Here is a 22,771-nt window from a genome sequence, read left to right as displayed (position 1 = left end):
CTGATTTCAATAATGTCAAAGAACTCGATTGTCCCCTCTTTCCGGGGTTATTTGATTAATATTTAACTGGTCCCTATTTTAACGGGACACTAATGACTTGACGTAAAGAAGTTCGGACTCAATGCAACAAGTCGCATAAAAGCGTTTGTCTTCAGGTTTATCTCTGTACCAGCCAAGTGGATCAGGACATCAAGGCGGTATGTGCTGAATATCTATACCTGTGATAATGCTTACGCAGATGTTTTCCAGACTGATAGAACGCCACTTGAGACTTTTTACTTAAATTTGCAAACGTAGTTGCATTTTGAAGTTGAATCTACGAATTCAAATAAAAGCCAAATAAAAGTCAAATAAAAGTCAAAAAAACAAGCACTTCTCCACCGCATGTTTTAGCAGCCTGAAAAGGGCGCGTGGCGCATGCGCGACGCCTTCCGGCAGCCCATGGAAGGCGCGCGTCATACCTTTGCGGCATGACGCCCTCGCGTTTGATGTGCAATGGCGCGCCGTTTAAGCTCCCATCGCCATCCCTCTAAAGCCTAAACGCGTTGCCATTAGTGCCTTTTTGTGTCGCCATTGGTACTTAATGGCGGTCGGCGCGAAATGGCATTCGTGGCCGAAATTGGCATTGATGATTGTTTCTCGCTGGTGGATAGCGTTTTATGAACATGCCCCATTTTGGGCGTATTTGAGGCCAAGCTATACCCTGTGGGCAAATACGCCATTGTCGCGCATGCTTTTGTCAATTTTATTCAACGTTTTTGTGGGCTACAATGGGTCCACATCATAATATATTTGCAGTGCCTTGCAATAGGGCTGTCGTAACATTTGGTCTCGCAGTTGTCGTAGGCTCGCCCGCGCCTGTCGCAGGTTCGCTCCGTTCTCCAGCTTGATGACAATCTTGCGAATGTTCATGGTCTTGACTCTTGCCACGGCCGGTTTGTCAGGACCGAGCACCCTGTCGCCGAAGATATGGCGCAAGCGCGCTCCCATCTCTTGCGCCGCCGCCTCGGCTATGGGCTCCTGCTTGTGTTTTAGAAACACGTAGATTAAATGGTGGAATGGTGGGTACTGGAACATCTCTCGTTCTTGCAAGAGGTCGTTGTAGAAGCTCTCGAAGTCATTGTGCGCCGCTTGTCTCACCACCGGTAGCTTTGGGTCGCGCGTTTGCAGTATCACAAGTCCGCGCTTGCCCTTTCGCCCGGCCCGGCCCGCCACTTGGCACATCATCATGAAAGCGTGCTCGTATGCCCTGAAGTCGGGATAGTTGAGCATGGAGTCGGCGTCGAGAATGCCCACCACGGCCACGTTCTCAAAGTCCAGCCCCTTGCTTACCATCTGCGTTCCTACGAGTATGTCCGTTTTGCCAAGGCTGAAATTGCCTATTAAGCGCTCGTAGGCCCGGCGCGTCTTTGTGGTGTCGAGGTCCATCCTCGCCACCTTGGCCTCGGGAAAAATGTCGGCCAGTAGTGTTTCTATCTTCTCCGTTCCGTAGCCCCTGCCGCTGATGTTGGGGTTGCCGCAATTGGGGCAAACTGATGGCACTTGGCATGTAAAGCCGCAATAGTGGCACGTCAGCAGGTTGAGCCGTTTGTGGTATGTGAGCGACACGTCGCAGTTTTTGCATCTCGGGACCCATCCGCACACCCTGCACTCTATCATGGGTGCGAAGCCGCGCCGGTTTTGGAACAAGATGACTTGCTTGCCATTGGCCAACGCATCGCGCATGGCTGCGAGCAGCGTGGGGCTGAAAGGCCCCGACATCATCTTGCGCCGGCGCAGGTCTTTCACGTCCACAATGCGTATCTCGGGCAGCTCGATGCCTTGGTAGCGTGTCTTCAATTCCACCAATCCGTATTTGCCCGTCCGCGTGTTGTGGTAGCTCTCCATGGACGGCGTGGCGGTGCCCAGCACCGTTTTGGCCCCAAACATCCCGGCCAACACGATGGCCGCGCTACGCGCGTGATAGCGCGGCGACGGCTCCTGCTGTTTGAAACTGCTCTCGTGCTCCTCGTCCACGATGACCAATCCGAGCTTTTGAAATGGCAGGAATACGGCCGACCGCGCGCCGAGTATGATGTCGTAAGGATGCTCCGATAGCTGTTTGCGCCATATTTCCACCCTTTCCTCGTCGCTGTATTTGCTGTGATAGATGCCAAGCCGGTTGCCAAAAACGCGCTGCAGCCTGCTCGTGATTTGCACCGTCAGCGCGATTTCCGGCAGCAAGTAGAGCGTTTGTCGGTGTTCGTCCAGCGTTTTTTGAATGAGATGTATGTACAGCTCGGTTTTACCACTGGATGTCACGCCATGAAGCAGCACCACGTTTTTTTGCGTGAACTGTGCCAGCAATTGGTCGTAAGCGTCTCGCTGGGGCTGGCTTAGCGGCTGTATTCTTTCAGGGTGATAGTCTCCGCCGTGGTTGAGCCGGCCCACCTCGCGGTCGTAGGTATAGAGTATTTTGCGATCGCGGAGCGCGTTGATGACGGCTACCGTGGCTTGGCTCTCGTTGGCAAGTTCCTCTCTCGTTATCTCCACGATGGTCTCTTGGGGCTTGTCTCCACGAAGGCTGTCCCAGCGCGTGAGACTCAAGAAGCAAGCCAATGCGCGCTGCTGTTTCGGCGCTCGTGCCAGCGTGCCTAACGCCTCGCGCAACGCCCGCTCCTCGCGCAGCGGCTCCGACAGCCCCACGCACACCTCTGTCTTGGCTCGATAGCCCTCCTCGCGTTTCATGCCGGCCGGCATGGCGGCCTTGTATATGTCGCCCAAGGGCGACATGTAGTAATCGGCCATCCACTGCCACAGGCGCAACTGCGTTGGCAGCAGCGTTGGCGCGGCGTCCACGACGCTGATGATCGGCTTGACCTTGTTGGCGTCCAGCCCCTTGATGGTATCGCGTGCGCAACCAATGCAAATGCCCGTGTAGGTCTTGCTTTGGCCAAATGGCACCAACACGCGTGTGCCGGCTGCCAGGCTCGTGGCCTGATCGTCGGTTACGCCGTAGGTAAAAGTGGTGTCGAGCGGCAATGGCAATATTACGTCAATATATTTCATCCCAATGGCTTGCAAAGTAAACAAAAAGAAACAACATGGCAAAGCAAACGGTGATAAATTAGGTGCGCCGTGCCGACGGCCATCTGTTTTCAGGTGGTTGTTGCCGTTCTTCAAAGGTAGCAAACTCGCGCCGCACCATGAACGTTGACAGATGTGTGGAGACGCGATTTTTGCGCGTGCGGCGAACATATTTTTTCGGTCGGACAATTAATTTGGCGCGGAAATAATAATCTGATATGTTAAAATGGTTGTTCCCGTCAAATTTTTTGAAGAAATTATAAAGATTAGAATAAAAATGTATATATTTGCAAAAATATAGAAGAGAGATCGCCATACCTATAAAACGCACCTCGTATGTTGGGCGTATTGTGACAGTGTGTTGAATGTATTGATGGAGAATGGCGAGTTTTAAGAATTGAAAACAATATTCAAATTATAAAATGCTACTATGAGGAATTTATGGATTATTCTTTTTTTGATGGGAATGATGTTTCCCAATCCTACACTTGCTAAGAAAAAAGACAAGAAGAAGACTGACGCACTGAAGGCTTTGACCGACAAATCAAAAGAAACGGGTGGAATTGAGGATTATAATAAAGCCATCAAGGATGCCAAGGTGTGCAAAGGCATGTTCAATACCTATCAGAAAAAGGATGGGAAGTTGTATTTTGAAATGCCAGATTCGGTGTTCTCGCATTTCTATATACTGTCCAATCGCATTTCAAAAACCAGCAACACCAGCGACTATGTAGCTGGACAGATGGTTACGTACCCCATGTTGCTACGTTTCACCAAGGACAGCACGCGTGTGTATATGCACTTGGTTCAAAATGACAATGTGGTGGCCAAGAACGACCCAATAGCCGCAGCGTTTCGTTCTAACTTTGCAGACCCTGTGTTGAAGGCATTCAAGATAGCTGGACGCAAGGATAAAAATGTGCTCATAGACGTGACGAGCTTTTTTGGTGGCAATGAAAAATGTATTAGTCCGATCAAGAAAGACAATCCCTTGTCTATACTTCTTGGTGGAAAAAAATCGCTGAAAGGAACTTTCGTCGCTGACGCATCGGGTATCACCGAGGTAAAAGCGTTTCCTAAAAACGTGGAGATAAAGAGCGTGCTATCTTACAACCTGACCGAAAAGGATATGCCCTATACCGTGGAGATGCACCGCTCGCTCTTCGTGGCCCCTGACAAACCCATGCGCATGCGCCTAAAAGACAAACGTGTGGGTTTCTTCGATACGGAGAAGAATATCTACTCTTCGAACAAAGACAACATAGAGACAAAGACCTATATTAACAGGTGGCGGTTGGAACCCAAGGATGGTGAATGGGAAAAATATTATAGAGGAGAACTTGTTGAGCCCAAACAGCAGATTGTTTACTATGTGGACACGGCTTTCCCCGAAAAATGGCGCGCCACTGTTCGACAAGGTATTGAGGATTGGAACAAGGCTTTTGAGGCAGCGGGTTTCAAAAATGTGGTAAAGGCTTTAGACTATCCTAAAGACGACCCGAACTTCGACCCCGATGACATGCGTTACAATTGCGTGAAATACGCCGTTACCGACATTGCCAATGCCATGGGTCCGAGCTATGTGGATCCGCGCACGGGAGAGATATTGACAGCCGACGTGATATGGTACCACAACGTGGTGTCGTTGTTGCACGACTGGCGATTTGTCCAGACTGCCGCCGTCGACGCACGCACGCACAAGGCTGTTTTTGATGACGACCTTATGCAAGAGTCTATGCGTTACGTCGCCGCCCACGAAGTGGGGCACACCCTTGGTCTGATGCACAACATGGGTGCGAGCTACTCATTCCCGGTAGACTCGTTGCGCAGCCCCTCGTTCACACAAAAATACGGCACCACGCCAAGTATCATGGACTATGCCCGCAACAACTTCGTCGCGCAGCCCGGCGACTTGGAGCGTGGTGTAAAGCTCACTCCGCCCATATTGGGCGTGGCAGATATTTATGCCATCAATTGGGGATACCGATTGATAAAAGACGCTGATACGCCAGAGGCTGAGAAAAAAACGTTGGACGCTTGGATAGACGCGAAGAAGGGAAACCCTATGTTTGAATTTGGCGCCCAGCAGTTTATGGGTACCGTAGACCCCACCGCACAGTCGGAAGACTTGGGTAATGACCATATCAAGGCTGGCAATTACGCCATCAGCAACTTAAAGATTATTGTGAAAAACCTTGAGAAATGGACCTTTGAGAAAGGTAAGAACTATGATGACGTGACCGCAATGTACAAGGAGGTTGTGTCTCAATATTCAAGGCATCTACATCATGTCATACCATATTTGGGTGGTGTTTGTTACCACGAGATTAGGCAAGGCGACAACCAAAAAGGTGCCAAGACCTATGTTGACAAGGCTACACAGCGCAAGGCTATGAAGTGGTTGGTGAACCAAGCGCTCACGTACAACTCGTGGTTGTCTCCGCAATCGCTGTTAGTTAAATTGGATTTGCCTTCCACTGTAAACATGAAATTGCAAAAATCGTTGTGTGGTGGCATCTATGGCGCTACCACTTTGTTCAGGGTTAACGAGGGTTATAAAATTAATCCGACCAAGAATTACAGTCTCGGTCAATATATGAACGACGCTTTCAATGAGATATTCCAAAACACTTTGAAGGGTAGGGCATTGTCTGAGTCGGACATCAATTTGCAAGCTTCCATTATATCACTTTTCAAGAAGAGCGCTGGATTGGACGGCGACGCTTCTAAAAAGAAAGGATTGTCATTGCTCCAAGACGATTTGAACTATGACGTTTGTCTGCCCAGTCTGCCATGCAGCTACACAGAATCAGAATATTCTTTCATGCGCATTAACTACGGTTTGCCAGCCTTGTCGTCTAACTTGCTTGGGCCACTCATGCTCAATCAGCTGAAAAAAGTTGTGGCTCTCTACAAGCAGAAAAGAGCGACGGGAGATGCGAAGACGCGCAATTATTACGAATATCAGATCTTACAAATAGATAAACTGTTAAAAAAGTAAGGCTATGAGAAAATCCTTTTTGTTAACATTGCTGTTGGCGGCTCTATGCTCCATGCCTGCATTGGCACAGGACATAACCGTATCAGGAAAAGTTGTCGACTCCTCGGGCGAGCCTATTATAGGAGCGGCGGTGAGGGCACAGGGAGAGAAAACCGGTGTAATCACTGACAAGGATGGCAACTTCAAGATTGTGATGCCCAAGGGCAAGAATAACATCGTCGTGTCTTATTTAGGCTATAAAGAGGCGATTGTACAGGCCATTCTTGGCAAACTCTTAAATGTCAAGATGAAAGAAGACGCTCAAAACTTGGACGAACTTGTCGTGGTGGGCTACGGAACGCAGAAAAAGTCGGCCCTGACCAGCTCTATAGAGACGGTGAAGGGCGAGGACCTTTTGCGCATGCCAACCCCAAATCTTGACCAAGCCTTGAATGGCCAGGTGGCTGGTTTGCAAGTAATGTCGCTCTCTGGCGACCCGGGCGCGGCTCGAGAGGCTTCTATTCGTATTCGTGCCATGTCGGGAGCAGTCAGCTCACCATTGTTGGTCATAGACGGTATTCCTCGTTTTTCGGAGAACACCACGGAGGGTGAACAACGCCTTTCAGACCTCAACCCTGACGATATAGAGAGCATTTCTATCCTCAAGGACGCCGCCGCGGCCGCCGTTTATGGTGTGCGTGCCGCCAATGGCGTTATACTCGTCAAGACAAAGCGTGCTTCTGGCGACTCCAAGGTGCGCGTCAACTATCGTGGGCAGTTCAATATCCAAGAGGCCACGCAATTTCCTCATTTCCTAAAGAGCTACGAATTTGCCAAGCTCTATAACAAGGCAGTGGAGGGCGCAAGAAACGCCCAGCCATACACAGAGGAAGAAATGGAGCTAATCAGGACACAATCCATGCCCAATAAGTACGCCGACACCAACTTGCTCGACTACTTGAAATCGCATGGCACGTCAACTACGCACGCTGTTTCTATCTCTGGCGGTAACAAGTTTGTCAGGTATTATATTTCTGGTGCCTATACCAATACGGTGGGATTGTATAGCGGCGTTGGACGCGATCGTTTCAACTATGCTGCCAAGCTCGACGCCACGTTGGCCAAAGGATTGACGCTCTCACTTGACATGAGCGGCGTTAGATCTGCATATAAGAATACCAGCTACACCACTATCGACGCAGCGTACAGCTACGCCCCGACCCAACCGTTTATCTACGACAATGGCGATTTGGCAAGTATCGGCCATGCCAACCCTTTGGTAGCTGTGCGTGGACTGGGAGGTTATAAACAAATGACGACTAAAATGAACACCGTCACGGCCAATCTGAAGTGGGAATTGCCTTGGGTTAAAGGCTTGTCGGTTTACGGCAGGGTGACCGTTGACAACAATAGCTCGTTGAACAAGAACTACGACAACCCCGTAACGCTGTATTTGTACAATGACAAAACCAAGGAGATAACGGTAGACAAGACTACTATTTATCCTAAAGCCAAGATACGTGTATATCAGGGTACCCAGTTTGTTGACAACGCCTTGATAGAGTTTGGCGCCAATTACGACCGCACGTTTGGTGGCAAACACCATGTCACAGGATTGTTAGTGGCCAACTACCAATCTTATAAGCGCAAGTCTATGGATGGAACCAACAACGATTTGCCGGGTTTATATCCAGAGGTTCTCGGCTCGACCAATACGGGAACATTGCATGGGGTTGACAGCGAGGTACAGCGTGCGTCATTGATTGGACGTGCCACCTACGGTTTTTCAAATCGTTATTTCGCAGAGTTCAGTTTCCGCATGGATGGCTCCGCGAAATTCCACCCAGATCATCGTTGGGCGTTTTTCCCCACTGTCTCGGCTTCCTGGATTCTCTCTAACGAAGAATTTTTCAAGAATTGGAAGCAGAAAGTGTTGAGCAATGTTAAGTTTCGCTTGTCCACCGGTTTGTTAGGGCGTGATGGGAGCGTGCAAGATTACTCATACTTGCTCAAATATATCTATTCGCCCGCCTATGGCTACAACGTCGGTGGCGTGTTCAAACCCGCGGTAATTGTGGCTACTGGCAACTATCCCAACACACGTTTGTCATGGGAAAAGAACCATGATTACAACGTGGGTATAGACCTCGGATTTTGGGATAATAGGTTTGGTCTCACTTACGAATATTACGTTCGTTACCGCACGGATATGTTGACACCTGCTCCCGACTATCTGTATCCCGCATCCACCGGTACCAACGGTAGCGTGCCATTGATGAATTTTGGCAAGCTGAAGGCTTGGGGATGGGATCTTACGCTCACGCACAGAAACAGCATCAACAAGTTTAGGTATGACGCTGCGCTCACGTTGTCATTAGGACGTGACAAAGTGATAGACTGGGGAGACGAGTCCAACCAGTTGGAGAACATGCGCAGAAAGGGTCAAAGCACCGGAACCACATGGATGTACGAATCGTTAGGTCTATTCCAAACCCAAGAAGAGATAGACAATTGGAAACTCAACCAAGATGGAACGTACAAAGGCAAAAACAAAACGATAAAGCCCGGCGATATCAAATACAAGGACCAGAACGACGATGGCGTGTTGGATGACAAAGACTTGAAGCCTTTCAGGGATTCACAATATCCCGATTTCACTGGAAGTTTACGTTTGGGCGCAAGCTACAAAGGGTTCTTCGTAAGCGTCATGTTCCAAGGAGTTGCTGGTTTCAAGCAATATGTAAGCGAGATGTACTCATTAGAAAATGGCAGCTTGCCCAAGTTCCAGGATTATCACCTCACTGATTGTTGGACTCCCGAGAACCCCAATGCTTCGTTCCCACGCGTCAAGTTGGCAACGGCAAGAGACAACAACCGTAAGAAGTCATCGTTCTGGGTGCGAGACAACAGTTTTGTACGCTTAAAATCTGTCAGCGTCGGCTACTCGTTGCCCTCCTCTGTTTTGAGCAAACTCAAACTATCATCGCTTAGCATATCATTGATGGGTGGCAACCTCCATACATGGAGCAAGCTCAAGTACATGGACCCCGAGTCTTTGCGAGGATATCCCATCCAGCGTACTTATGGTATCAATGCGAATATCGGTTTCTAAACAAGGAATACATAAACTTATGATTATGAACAGAATTAGTAAATATATATTGACAGGCTTTGCCTCTTTGTCGCTTACCTTCGTGACAACTGGTTGCAACGATCTATTTAAAGACGCGCCTGTCGATAAACTTGCTGAGCCGAGCATTTGGAAAAGTCCTAATCTATTGGACGAGTACAGCTTGGTGTGGTATAACAACCTTACCAACGGCTTCAGCACAATGATGTCCACAAGTTGGTTCTTGCGCTATTTGTCAAAACCGTACACAGGATGGTTTACCGACCAAATAACCTACTCGCGTACAGAGTGGAGCCGCACTATCTTCGCCGAGGAAGTGGCTGGCGAAGAAGAAGCTATCAATACAGCAGGCTCAAATGAATGGGGCAAATACTATGAAATGATACAGCATATCAATAGGCTGTTGGCCAACGCAAACGAAATTGCTGACGGACCACATAAAAACCGTATTTTGGGCGAGGCCCACTTCTTCAGGGGATGGTATTACTACCAACTCCTCCGTCGTTTTGGTGCGCCAATGCTTATCGAAAACTTGTATGACCCACTGAATGACCATCGCAAATTTCCGCGTTCCTCATACGAGGAGATGGTGAATTATATTGCCTCGGAGGCCGACAAGGCCGCAAGCCTGCTCGCCGTGAAAAATGATCCGGAGAATGTGGGGCGCGTAACAAAGGGCGCAGCCATCATGCTCAAGGCTAAAGCATACTTCTGGGTAGGGTCGCCAGCGTTTCAGAACAAGGGCAAAGCCATATACGGCTTCACGTCTGACCGTTCCAAAGAGATGATGCAAAAAGCTGTCAAAGCTTATGAAGAGTTGATAAATTTGGGGTGCTACTCATTGGTTCCGGTGACAGGCAACACCGAAAGTGAGATAGCCGAGAGCTATAACGCGATTTTCCGGCTTCACAACAGCCCCGAGTCTATCTACGAGGTTCAGCACAGCTCTGACGGTATTGTTGATGATTTCGGGCACCGTCTCGACGAAGACGCTGCCTCACCATTCTTTGCTGGAACAAGTTGTGCCTATGTTCCCACACAAAATCATGTGGACGAATATGGTATGAGAGATGGTAAAACCTATGACGCGCAGCATCCGTACGCCAACCGTGATTATCGCTTTTACGCTAACATCACTTATGATGGCTCTACGTACAACAAGCATGAGTTTGAAATACATTATACCGTGGAGAATGGCAAGGAAGTACCTGGTGTTGACCTCACGAAGTATGGCACCAATCGTAACGCCGCCGTGACACGTACGGGATACTATATGCGCAAGTTTCTTGACCCCAAAACAGAGCTTTTTGGCGACAGAAAGTATGGCAGCAAGCAGCATTATATCATTTGGAGGTACGCTGAGGCGCTGCTCGATTATGCAGAGGCTCAGTTCCGCGTGGGCAATGCTGCCAAGGCTTTGGAGGCTGTTAACGAGGTTAGAAAGAGAGTGCACATGGACGCTTTGCCCTCTGTTACGCTCGAGCAAATACTTCATGAGCGTCGTGTGGAGCTGGCTTTCGAGGAATCTATATATTGGGATTATCTTCGATTAGGAACAGCGTTTGACAAGTTGAACGGCTCTACCAATCCCTTGCGGGGCGTGAAGATCGTCAAAACGGCAGACGGTGCCACCACTTACACGGTCAGTGACCTGAAGAGCCAGGCAGCCGAACGTGTGTTCAGAGCTAACCAATATTACTATCCCATACCTTGGTCGGAGGTGCGATACCACGGGATAGAACAAAACGAGGGTTGGCACGAGATGGAATAGCGTTTCTCGTGACAAGACATGCCCTTGGGCTATCTTATGCTTCCGCGACGCTCTTTCATGGGGGTGTCGCGGATGTCTTTTGTTTATTAGCTGCCATATACCTGGCCTTTTGGGTGCTATAATCTTATGAGTCGTGGCGGTTGCTGGGAGAACAGGACAGTGTTTTGACCCTGACCAATGACCATAGGTGGTGTAGCATGTGCCCTATAGCTTTGCAAAAGCATATAACAAAGCTCTTTCAAAGGAAAGAAAGATTTTTACCTGTTTGTTGCCTTGCTATTGTGCAAAATATAGTATCTTTGGCATCAAAATACGATTATGGAAGAAAAGAAAGAAACATTGTGGAAGGTGGTGAAGGGTTATTTCAACGCTTTGCCAGATAAAGAGAGCGAAAAAGATACCATTAAACAGATTCGCGATGACGTTATATTCCATGGGTCCAACCTGTGGGTGCTCATCTTTTCCATCTTGGTGGCGTCTTTGGGCCTTAACGTCAATTCTACGGCTGTCATCATCGGTGCCATGCTCATCTCGCCATTGATGGGCCCCATCATCGGTATCGGAGCCGGTGTGGGCATCACCGATTTTGAATTGGTGAAGCAATCGTTCAAAAATTTTGCCATATCAACGGCTATCAGCGTGCTCACCGCCGCGCTTTATTTTAGCCTGAGTCCTATTACCGAGGCCCAATCCGAGCTTTTGGCTCGCACCTCGCCCACACTTTACGACGTATTGATAGCTATTTGCGGTGGTGCCGCTGGCATCATAGCTTTGTGCACCAAGGGCAAAGGAAACGTCATTCCGGGCGTAGCCATCGCCACTGCGTTGATGCCCCCACTTTGTACCGCTGGCTATGGCATTGCCATTGGTAATTTTTCTTATTTTATCGGTGCGTTCTATCTTTATTTCATCAACTCTGTATTTATCTGCTCCGCAACCTTTCTTGGTATTCGCATGTTGAGATTCAGACACAAAGAATTTGTAGATTCCAAACGCTTGAGAAACGTCAGAATGTATATTGTCGTCATTGTGTTGCTCACTATGGTGCCCGCCGCTTATATGACAATAGGCATCGTGAGGCACAGTATAGCAGAGAGCAACGTGGCAAGGTTTGTCAGGGCGGAGTTGGCCAGCAAAGGCACGCAGATTATCTCGCACGATTTGGATGAGGAACGGCAAATGCTTGACATTGTGGCTGTGGGACGAAACATTAGCCCAAAGACCATAGACGTGGCTTCCAAACGTATGGAGCAATATCATTTGTCACATTATAAACTCAACGTCATACAAGGCTCGCTCTCGGATAGCACACTGATGAGCAAACTGCTCCACAGCGCGACTGTCGGCAGCGACGCTTCTAACAAAAAGTTAATGGAGCAGTCGGCGGAGATGGATGAGTTGCAAAAGATGGCGGATCGTTACACTTTCTATGAAAATATGCCTGTTGAATTGAAAGGCGAAATCAACACTTTGTGGCCCTCCATTCGTACGCTCAGTTTGTCGTTGGCGGTAGAAAACAGTATGGACTCTGCGAGCGCACATCCCTATGTGGTGGCTATCGCCGGCTGTAAAAAAAATCTTAGTTTTACCGAAATAGCTCGATTGCAGAAGTGGCTCAAGGCGCGGGTGCGTGCAGATAGCGTCAGGCTGTTTGTCACTCAACAATGAGCGTGCCTGTGCAGACGATCCAAGCGGAACTGTTTGTCTCGTTTCTTTTATAGAGATAGCCACCAACGCCATGCCAACTTAGGATGAGGCTGTTGTATTAGCCAATGGGTGTAGTGAGCATTGAATGGTCAATGTGTGGATTGGTTATCAAACTTGTTACGCTCAATTTGTAGGATATTGGCTAATCGTGCGGTCTGCTCGGGATATTTTTCAGCCACGTTTTTGCGTTCGTACAGCTCGTCTCTCATGTTGTAGAGCTGTGGGGTAGGGTAGTTTCCGGTTTCGACTTTGGGTGCCCATTCTATTGACGGTTCGCCGTCGTTAGGTTCTATGTATTTCCATTGTGGCGTTCGCACCGATAGCACGTGGGTTAACGATTGCTCAATGACATACTGTCGGCCCACTTTGTCGATACCCATTATCACATTAATGGCGTTTTCGCTGTCGGGAGCGCTGCCTTTGGGCAATCTCGCGTTGAGCATGCCTGCCATCGATCCCAGCAAGTCTATTTGGCTCACGAGCGCGTTAGACTGTTGTCCCGCTGCAATCTTGTTTGGCCAACTCACAATGAAAGGAACGGCCGTTCCACCTTCGAAAGCACTGTATTTTGTTCCGCGGAATGGTCCCGCAGGTTTGTGACTCCCTAATTTCTCGTCAGCCAAGTCTTGATAGCCATCGTCTATCACCGGACCGTTGTCACTGGTCAGAATGACAAGTGTATTGTCTGACAAGCCCATTTCATGCAGAGCCTCCATGATCTTTCCCACCGACCAATCGAATTGCGCAATGGCATCGCCACGCAGCCCCATAGGATTTTTACCCCTGAACCTCTCATGGGGGAAACGAGGCACGTGCACATCATTGGTCGCGAAATACATGAAGAACGGTTTGTCTCGGTTTTCACGTATGAAACGCACGGCGCGGTCGGTGATGGAGTCGGCGATATTCTCGTCTTTCCACAGGGCTTTTCCGCCACCTTTCATGTAGCCTATTCGGCCAATGCCATTCACTATGGCCATGTTGTGACCGTGGCTTGATTTGAGGTTGTACAGCAGTTCCGGATTGTTTTCGGCCGTAGGCTCGCCGGGGATGGGTTTTTCATAGTCCACCACGATGGGCTCGTTTGGGTCGTAGTTGGCTACCTGTCCATTCTCGATGAATACGCAAGGCACACGGTCGGCCGTCGCAGCCATGATGTAATGGTAATCGAAGCCCAAGTCGCCAAGCGACTGTGCCAATGGAGCGTTCCAGTCTTGTCCGCCTGTTTGGTCTCCAAGTCCTAAATGCCACTTGCCTATGGCGCAAGTGGTATAGCCCTTGCTCTTGAACATGTCTGCCAGGGTGAATTGTCCGGGACGTATAATCATGCCTGCGTTGCCCGCCGCAATATCGGTGTCTTCTCGTCGCCAAGCATATTCGCCGGTAAGAAGCGAGTAGCGAGAGGGTGTACTGGTGGCTGCGATGGCATGTGCGTCCGTGAAGCGTATGCCGCTTTGCGCCAACCGGTCCACGTTGGGTGTGCTTACCCTGCGTGCCCCATAACACTGCAAATCGCCATATCCCAGATCGTCTGCCAATATAACAACCACGTTCGGTCGGTCCGTATGGTTTGCCTTGTTGATTTTGGTTTGGTCGGCGGCGTTGGCGTTTACGATTGCGGGAATGACCGCCGCGGTTCCTATCAATTTTGTATTCATGTTTTTTTGGTTATTTTATAGATTTGAATGTAAGATAGTTCTTTTCAATTGCAATGATTAAATTATTGAACGATACGAATGCTTCTGTATGGGAAGAGGGCCTGAAAATGCTTTCCACAATTGTAGCGTATGTTTGTTGATAACGCTAAATCTTTTAGAGAGTTAGGCTTAGCAAAGATATATGTTTTATTTTATAATGACAACAGATTGTAGAAGTTTTTATGTCAGAAAGCATTGTTATTTACAAAAACAAGCCACTGCTCTAATTGATAACTTGTGAAAGTGGCATGGCTGTGGCATTGCTTGGGCGTGTCATATCTCATATAAAAATCATCCTGCGGTGCCATTGGCATGCAGGATAAATGTTTATAACGGCATTAAAACCTAAATTTTATTTTGTTGGTTTCAAATTCCTATTGAGATTTCTATCAACTTAAGATATGTCGTTAAAGTCTGTTTGGCATGTATAAACAGGACTATAGGACAAATAAGATAGCCTGACAAACTTGCTGTGACAGGTTTTATCTTAACAGAATGTTATGCCTTTCCTGTTCCAAAAGGAGCGATGGTGTCACCATTAGTGGGCATGGGAGCCTGTGGAATCTTAATTTCGCCAAACTCCTTTTCATAACGGGCAACATTCTCTTGTAGGGCGAATAACAATCGTTTGGTGTGCTCGGGTGCCATGATGACCCGACTAAAGATTTGTGGAGGAGCGATGGGTAGCATGTGGGCAAAGTCTATGATAAACTCGCTGGAGGAGTGGTTGATCATTACCAAGTTAGAATATTCGCCTGAGGCTGCCTCAGATTTCAATTCTATTTTTACCTGTTCGTTACTATTATCTTCCATAATTTTGTAAGTTTTATTTGTGTTCTAATGATTTAAACAATACGCTTTCCGTTGCCTTGCAAAGGTATGTAAAAGATTTTGGCCCTCCAAACAATGCACGCATTTATTTCGTGGATGGTTTTCTAAAGTCAAAATGTTCTTTAAATGGCACTTTGTTGGTCTTAATGAGCTATAACATTGCAAAATGGATCGAGCTAAAAAGCAAATAATTTTTTTATTACGCCCTGATGCACCCAAGCTATTTAATAGTTGAATAATTTGCTTAATGACTCATATCTCTTTTCAAGGTCGGCATCTGCTTTCTCTATGCAGTGCAAGTCAATTTGCATGACGGGCGCTACGCTTTTACCGTTGGTGGCAGACCAATCCACTAACCCCAAACCATTCGGATTGCCTGTCTTGATAAAGTTGACATAGTATTTCATGAACTGTTTAGACACGATATAATCTTCTGCCTGCCAATCATAGACACGATTGGTGGACAGTGTTCCCATGGCATATTCAATATCAGCGGAGTGTACCGCACCTTTTGCCCTGCTTGCCAAAGGGTTGCTGTGCTTATTGTCAATGCCCCCACCGGCCAAGCAATTTATCTTGTCATTTAAGATCATTGCCGGTCTTGGCCAGCAATAGTTATAACGATACACTGGCTTAGAGGTGGTTTGCTGATGTAACTTCCACCAGTGCCATGTGGAGAACCCGATGAAAAGGTCTGACGCTAAATCCAAGATTTTATTGCTTTGAAGGTCTGCATCTGTGTGTATGCCATATAAGTCGACAATGCGCTCGGCCTTATCCCCATGCCTTTTCGCCACAAAGGCTTTGACATTATCTATCGAGGGCGACATGCCATTAAAGTTAAAGCTGCCTATTTCGGTAGAGGTACCACCTACCATAAGTGGTATTTGTAGTTGATGGCCTTTCCTATAAGTCTCTACAGGCTGCTCGGTGAAGAAATAACCATCTATATTATATTGGGCAAGCCCTTTGACAGCAGCCTTCTTTAATAGCTCGTCTGCGGGTAGCGCACGCATTTCTCTCAGGTTTTTGCATCCCATAGAACTAATTTTAGCGTCGCCATTCTTTTCAGCTTCGTGTAGTGTGGCAAGACGATGAAGACCCATTACCGAGCCGCTTGAGCCAATGGCTTGGGAGAAAAGCCCTTTACAGAGAGGTGAAGCCATCAGTGCACTGACCGACATGGAACCAGCCGACTCGCCTACAACGGTGATACGAGAAGGATTGCCACCGAATGCTTTGATGTTGTTTTTAACCCATTTGATAGCTGCCACTTGGTCCATAAATCCATAGTTGCCCGAGCCTTTGTAAGTGCTCTCTTTGGATAGCTCTGTGCAACAAAAGAAGCCGAATATGCCTTCGCGATAGTTGGCTGTGATTGATATGACACCCTCTCGAGCTAACGACAACCCTGCGTAGCGAGGCTCACTACCGCTGCCGGCAATGAGAGCGCCACCGTTGAAGTAGATAAGTACGGGCAAGCCTTCGTCCATGGTTTTGCTTGGTGTCCAAATGTTCAGGTATAAACAGTCTTCACTTCTGCTGTCCGCACAGAAAATCATGTCGCCATAAATGTTCTCTTGCATGGGGTCTGGACCAAACTTTTGAGCCTTTCGAACTCCGTTCCAATGTTTGGCGGGTTGGGGTGCTCTCCAGCGAAGGTCGCCAATGGGAGGAGCGGCAAAAGGAACGCCTTTGAAAACCTTTACCCCAGACTCGAATGTGCCCTCTAAAATGCCCTCGGCCACCATTGCTCTTGGCCCGTCTTGAGCTTTGCTGATGGTGGAAACGAATAAAATGACGAACAATAATAACTTTTTCTTCATATGATATGTTTGGTGATATGATTATCTATTAGAATTATATTACACATGATGAGGGGTAGATTTTAAATTGAATGAACGTGCATAAGGCAACAAGACATCATGTGTGGTGTTGTGGTCAGTGACAAATGCAACAACCTATATGGCAAAGGTACAAATTAAATTTGAAAGCTCGGGCTGATGAACGCATATTCTATGTGATTGAAGTATGAAACGAAAGATAGTTATGGTTTAAGGAATAAGGAATTGCTTTGCAGCGGAAATTATTTTTATTAGGATTTGTACCTAATTGACAGAGAGAGGCAAAAGAATATGTGCGAGTCGCAGTACCATTAGTGTGCCATTAAACAAAAGAGTGGAAAGATAGCCTCGTCTATTTGAGTGAATGCGAGGAGATGGCTGTTTGATGTGTTGTGAAAATTTGAAAAGAAAAAAATAAAAAAATTCTCGCATGTTTCGATATCTATGCAGCTCAATGAAATATATTTGAATAAAGTGAAAAATGATAGATAAAAGTTGTGTCTCCTATTTTCTTTTGTTATTTTTGCGGCAATTTTTTTAGACAAAGAAATAGTACAATATTATGGTATTGAACTCTAAAACCAAACAGGTTGTGCACCATCGCCTGACCTTTGTAGGCGTCATCGTGACATTGGGCATTGTATTTGGCGATATTGGCACTTCTCCACTTTATGTGATGAAAGCCATAGTGAAAGCCGGAACCACAATAAATGCTGATTACATCACTGGTGCCGTGTCGTGTATTATTTGGACTCTGACGCTACAAACCACTCTAAAATATGTTCTCATTGCGCTCCGAGCCGACAATAAGGGCGAAGGTGGCATTTTGGCTCTTTATGCTCTCATAAGGCGACATAGTCCGCGCTGGTTCTATCTATTGGCTATCATTGGTGCGAGTATGTTGGTGGCTGATGGAGTGATTACTCCTTCTATCACAGTGCTCTCGGCCATTGAGGGACTGAAAGCTTATGAGCCAAAAACGCCCATCGTTCCGATTTGCCTTTGTATTATTACGGTACTTTTTTTTATTCAACAGTTTGGTACTAATACCATTGGCAAGTTTTTCGGACCTTTGATGTTTGTGTGGTTTGCGATGATGGGTGTACTGGGACTGATGCATATAGCCGACTTCATGCCTATTTTGAAGGCGTTCAATCCTTTTTACGCCATTAGGTTGGTGACGCATGACCCCGAATGGTTTCTTATCCTTGGGGCCGTGTTTCTTTGTACCACTGGAGCGGAGGCTCTCTACTCTGACCTTGGCCACTGTGGTGAAAAAAATATTCGGGTGAGTTGGGCTTTTGTCAAATCGATGCTTATACTCAACTATTTGGGACAAGGAGCATGGGTTGTTAAGCATGCCAACAGTCTTACGAGGGAAATCAATCCTTTTTATGCCATCATGCCGAACGGTTTTCTTTTCTTTGGTATTGTCATGGCTACCATTGCTGCTATCATTGCCAGCCAAGCGCTTATCAGTGGCTCGTTTACTATTTTCGGTGAGGCTATGAATTTAAAGTTTTGGCCACGACAGAAGATAAAATATACCACCGACGTGAGGGGACAACTCTATATTCCGTTTGTGAACACTGCGATTTATTTGCTCTGTATTCTCGTCATCCTTTTCTTTAAAAACTCAGAGAATATGGAGGCGGCCTATGGCTTGGCCATCACTGTCACGATGCTCATGACCACCCTATTGCTGCTTGCCTACCTACGACAGCACCGGGTGTCGCTGTTTGTAACCTTGCCTTTTGGGCTTTTCTTCATTGGCCTTGAAAGTATCTTTCTAATAGCGAATATGTTCAAGTTTGTTCATGGAGGTTGGGTGACAATGCTTATGGCTGGTGGTATGTTTGTAATAATGTATGTTTGGTACAATGCCAACATGATACGTAACCAACAGGTGAAAAAGTGTGATATTAGGGATTCGTACAATGTAATTTCTGACATCAAACACGATACGACGATTGCCAAGTTTGCTACCAATATTGTATATCTTAGTAAATTTTCTGGTATCTTTGATGTTGAACAAAAAGTACTTTATTCCATTATCCATAAACACCCTATGCGAGCTGACCACTATATTCTGCTTCACATAGAATATCAAGATGAGCCATCTACGTTGGAGTATGAGTTTGCCACGTTGATACCCGGTACGCTCTACCGTATCAACCTGAAGTTGGGATTTCGTATACAACCCTTGGTGAACCTTTACTTTCGACAGGTAATAGAACAATTGGTGGCCAACAAGGAATTTGAGCTTGACAGCTGCCACCCGTCACTAAGGAAACACGATATTCCTGGCAACTTTATCTTTGTCATCATCAATAGAATTTATATGGCTCTCAACCACTTCTCTGCGAAAGAACGTCTCGTTATGGGGCTATACTCTATAATATCCCATTTGAAACAGAGCATGTCGCGAGCGTTAGGGCTTGACACAAGCAACGTGTTTATCGAAAATGTGCCATTGGTGGTGAAGCCGCACAGACAGCGTGTTATTAAGCGAATTGACAGCAATAAAGACAACGAGCCGTCCATGCCGTAAGGTTTGTGCAACTCCGTAGCAGTATTGTTTAACCACTGAACAATTTGAAGATGAATGATGTTTACCCTAATTCCGGTTTCATATACGATAATAGAGAGTTTTTGTCATCGTCATTTACAAATATAAAGCCTTTGGCCGATAACAGCAGCAAGTTGTTTGTTTTATATAGGGCGGAACGCCTTGGAAAATGGTTTCTTCTCAAAGGCCTGAAGTCTGCATATCAAAAAGACGCTCATATCGTGTCTATGCTTCGTAAAGAGTTTGAAATAGCCTACCAACTTTCGCACCCACATATAGCACAAACTATAGGGATAGAGGAGGTGGATGGCATCGGCCTTTGCATAGTCCAAGAATACGTTAAGGGAAAGAACCTTAGGCAAGTTATGGCATCGGAGAGATGGGATGAGAAATCATTGGTAAGAATGATGAGACAGATAGGCGAGGCTTTGGACTACCTGCACGACAATCAAATTGTGCACAGAGACCTGAAGCCTGAGAACATCATGGTAACTACCAATGGCAGGAACGCAAAGTTGATAGACTTTGGGCTTGCGGACGCTGACGATTATACCATCCTTAAGAGTCCGGCAGGAACAGTCAACTACATTGCTCCAGAACAGGCCAACGGTATCGAAGGATTGGATGGTCGAGCGGATGTCTATTCTTTTGGAAAGTTGTTGGACGAATTAACCACGTGTTTCGGATATCAAAAGAAATACCTGCCTATCATCAACAACTGCATACAGTATGACCGTACAAAACGTTACGACCGTCTTTCGGAAATCCATTGGACTGAAAAAACAAGCTCGAGACAATTCGTGGTATATGGATTGGTGGGAGCGGGATTGGCTGCGGTCATCTTTGGCGTTTTGCTCATCTATCTACAACACGTTGCAAATACGCCGTCAGCTATAACGCCAACCGCTATACAAGTCGAACAGGCGGGCAGCGTCAAACGTCCGGTGATGGTGGCTACAGACAATGTCTCGACAACTCACACGAATATGCCGAAGGCAAATGGTAAAGGTAGAGCTGTTTTTCGAGACGACCTTACAAGCAATCGTGAGCGGTCACGCATGTCGCGCGCGGAATCGTTGCAAACACCCAATAGCAGGCAACAACTCTCCAATGAGCAATATAAGCAATTTATGGAGGATTCCAAGCAGCGTGCATTTGAAATCATGAAGCAAAGCCTTGAGTGGGACAGAACCGTCTATCATCAACTAAAGACAGACAAAGAGCGATTGAATTTTGGTGTAACAGTAGTGAAACGTGAACGCAAACTCATGCGAGAGAGCAATCGCAAGGCTTTGTTGAAAATCCTTGATGCCAGCGCTCCAAATTTTAACAGCATTCTCGACATTGCCGATACCTACTCGGAAAAAGGACGAATAGCTTTTTTCCAAGATCCCGATTGCTTATCACAGTGGCAAAACGCTTTGGGTGGCAAGTAGTAAGAAAGGGGCTATCGCACTAAGTTAATATTGATCCTTTTTAGTGACAGTGCTACTCCCGTAAATACTAATAGAATTTGTTCAACTCTTCTTGGGTGAATGATTTAAAGCTTACCTGTCAATAAAGCGACTACTTTTTGTCAAACTGGCCTCTGTAAATTCTTAATTCATGAGATGTGTGCAAAATCGGGTTATTACCATCGCCCATGTTTTCATTCCATGTTAGAAGTGCCCGCCTCCAACTACGTTTTGTCCCGTTGCGTTGTAGAACAGCCAACTTCAGACAGACGATAGCTTCATGCTGTCCGAAATAAAAGAAGGCGAGCCTTTGTTGGTGGTCGGATTTGTTCGTGACGGAACTTCTATGCCTGACTATGTCATGGGACGAAATGGCGGAATAAGCATCATTTAGAAATGTCGACGTAGTGGTAGCCATTGTTGGAGGTCTCGCTTCCGCGCCGCCGTCCGTAATCCGCCCACTGTAACTATTGCCACAATGTGCTCCGCATAAGCTGGCTTTCGTTGTCGACGTATAGCAATGACAATAATCACAAATGAGAACCTGCTACCAAGCCACCGCCCACCAAAGAAGAACTTGCACCTGTTTTGTCAATTTTATATCAAAAAAACAAGTGGTATTAATAGTAGCCTTTTAGCAAAGTTTTGAACGTATTTTTTGCTTTGCCCGCGCAGTTTCTCAGTTGTTTCGCGTGGCAATTTTTGCCATTGGTGTTTATTGGCCATGCGATTCGAACCGAAAGGCTCGGCCATTAAGCCTTTTTCAGCGTGCCTTTAGAGTCCATTCACGGCGGCATTAGCCACTAATCGTAAAGTCAGCTTGTGTCAATATCTTGCAAATTTTATAGATATCTGTGTAAGGTGTTGACACACTGCTATCTGTGAAACGCTCTCATTTCTTGCCTATTTGCGTCAGTCATACTTCTTTTTTCAAAATAAGCCATTCTCATAAGGTGTTTTGTCGTGTTTTTTACCTGCACTTTTTAAAAGCAAGTACATGCCATCTTACACTTTTTTTGTTGTTTTGAGAGATTGAAGGGATGGCGCCATCATTATGTTAAATAATCATAAATTGGGACGATATATTTTATTTTGTTTCTAATAGGGTGATATTTTCCATGTATTCTTTGTACCTTTGCACCCCGAAACGGGTGTATTGTATATATATGTCAAGTGGGCATGTAGTGTTCGCTCGCCCGTAATGCATTGATTTCAAATAATAAATATATAAATTAAATAATTAAATTATGCCTACAATTCAACAATTGGTACGTAAAGGCAGAAGCGTTTTGAAGGAGCAGAGCAAGTCTCCGGCCCTGGACGGATGTCCACAGCGCCGCGGGGTTTGTGTCCGCGTCTACACAACAACGCCTAAGAAGCCTAATTCGGCAATGCGCAAGGTTGCCCGTGTTCGTTTAACAAACCAGAAGGAAGTGAACTCCTATATACCGGGAGAAGGTCACAACCTTCAAGAGCACTCGATCGTTTTGGTACGTGGTGGTCGTGTAAAAGATCTTCCCGGTGTGCGTTATCACATCGTGCGAGGCTCTCTGGACACCGCAGGCGTGGCAAACCGCACGCAGCGTCGTTCCAAGTATGGAGCCAAGCGTCCAAAAGCTAAGAAGTAAAGAAATCAATGCTGAGAGTCGGGGGCAATCGTTAAATTTTAACGGCCAAGGACTCGAGGCTTTTTAAGAAGTTTATTTTATTTAGTTTTGCTGG

At 46.7% G+C, this 22,771-nt stretch carries 11 protein-coding genes and 1 pseudogene; 8 read left to right on the top strand and 4 right to left on the bottom strand.

The annotated features are described in order from the left end of the window. Positions 1-96: 96 nt before the first annotated feature. Positions 97-297: pseudogene (locus C7379_RS09190) on the top strand (hypothetical protein); the annotation flags it as partial. Between the two features lie 468 nt (positions 298-765). Here C7379_RS09190 and priA read toward each other — a convergent pair. Next, entirely contained in the window at positions 766-3,048 is a 2,283-nt protein-coding gene (gene priA / locus C7379_RS09185; RefSeq protein ID WP_116617050.1) for a replication restart helicase PriA, read from the bottom strand. A gap of 448 nt (positions 3,049-3,496) precedes the next feature. On the opposite strand from priA, the gene C7379_RS09175 reads away from it, so the two are divergent. The 4 genes from C7379_RS09175 (at position 3,497) to C7379_RS09160 (ending at position 12,615) form a co-directional block, all read left to right on the top strand. Continuing rightward, positions 3,497-6,067, top strand: a complete 2,571-nt coding sequence (locus tag C7379_RS09175) for a zinc-dependent metalloprotease (RefSeq protein WP_116617048.1) — start codon at positions 3,497-3,499, stop codon at positions 6,065-6,067. A gap of 4 nt (positions 6,068-6,071) precedes the next feature. Continuing rightward, entirely contained in the window at positions 6,072-9,158 is a 3,087-nt protein-coding gene (locus C7379_RS09170) for a SusC/RagA family TonB-linked outer membrane protein (protein ID WP_116617047.1), read from the top strand. A 25-nt stretch (positions 9,159-9,183) separates the two neighbouring features. Next, positions 9,184-10,947 (top strand): RagB/SusD family nutrient uptake outer membrane protein, encoded by a 1,764-nt coding sequence (locus C7379_RS09165; RefSeq protein ID WP_116617052.1) that lies wholly within the window; start codon positions 9,184-9,186, stop codon positions 10,945-10,947. A gap of 318 nt (positions 10,948-11,265) precedes the next feature. Further along, a complete protein-coding gene (locus C7379_RS09160; RefSeq protein WP_116617046.1) occupies positions 11,266-12,615 on the top strand; it encodes a DUF389 domain-containing protein in 1,350 nt (449 codons plus the stop codon). 128 nt (positions 12,616-12,743) lie between these two features. On the opposite strand, the gene C7379_RS09155 is transcribed toward C7379_RS09160, so the two are convergent. From C7379_RS09155 to C7379_RS09145, 3 genes are all read right to left on the bottom strand, one after another. After that, a complete protein-coding gene (locus C7379_RS09155) occupies positions 12,744-14,312 on the bottom strand; it encodes a sulfatase family protein (RefSeq protein WP_116617045.1) in 1,569 nt (522 codons plus the stop codon). Positions 14,313-14,849: 537 nt separating this feature from the next. Continuing rightward, on the bottom strand, positions 14,850-15,164 hold the full coding sequence (locus C7379_RS09150) for a DUF3467 domain-containing protein (RefSeq protein WP_207773419.1): 315 nt from the start codon (positions 15,162-15,164) through the stop codon (positions 14,850-14,852). A 242-nt stretch (positions 15,165-15,406) separates the two neighbouring features. Then, the gene (locus tag C7379_RS09145) at positions 15,407-17,008 is read right to left on the bottom strand and encodes a carboxylesterase/lipase family protein (protein ID WP_116617043.1); all 1,602 of its coding nucleotides are present in this window, start codon (positions 17,006-17,008) and stop codon (positions 15,407-15,409) included. 580 nt (positions 17,009-17,588) lie between these two features. On the opposite strand from C7379_RS09145, the gene C7379_RS09140 reads away from it, so the two are divergent. From C7379_RS09140 to rpsL, 3 genes are all read left to right on the top strand, one after another. Further along, complete coding sequence (locus C7379_RS09140) at positions 17,589-19,577, top strand: KUP/HAK/KT family potassium transporter (RefSeq protein ID WP_116617042.1); 1,989 nt, start codon at positions 17,589-17,591, stop codon at positions 19,575-19,577. Positions 19,578-19,627: 50 nt separating this feature from the next. Next, a complete protein-coding gene (locus tag C7379_RS09135) occupies positions 19,628-21,031 on the top strand; it encodes a serine/threonine protein kinase (protein ID WP_116617041.1) in 1,404 nt (467 codons plus the stop codon). 1,265 nt (positions 21,032-22,296) lie between these two features. Beyond that, positions 22,297-22,677 (top strand): 30S ribosomal protein S12, encoded by a 381-nt coding sequence (gene rpsL, locus C7379_RS09130; RefSeq protein WP_036893596.1) that lies wholly within the window; start codon positions 22,297-22,299, stop codon positions 22,675-22,677. The last annotated feature ends 94 nt before the right edge of the window (positions 22,678-22,771 follow it).

It is taken from the genome of Hallella colorans, from assembly GCF_003096815.1.
Taxonomy (GTDB): domain Bacteria; phylum Bacteroidota; class Bacteroidia; order Bacteroidales; family Bacteroidaceae; genus Prevotella; species Prevotella colorans.
Note: the sequence above shows the minus strand (reverse complement) of the source record. Positions and strands in the feature narration are given on the sequence as shown.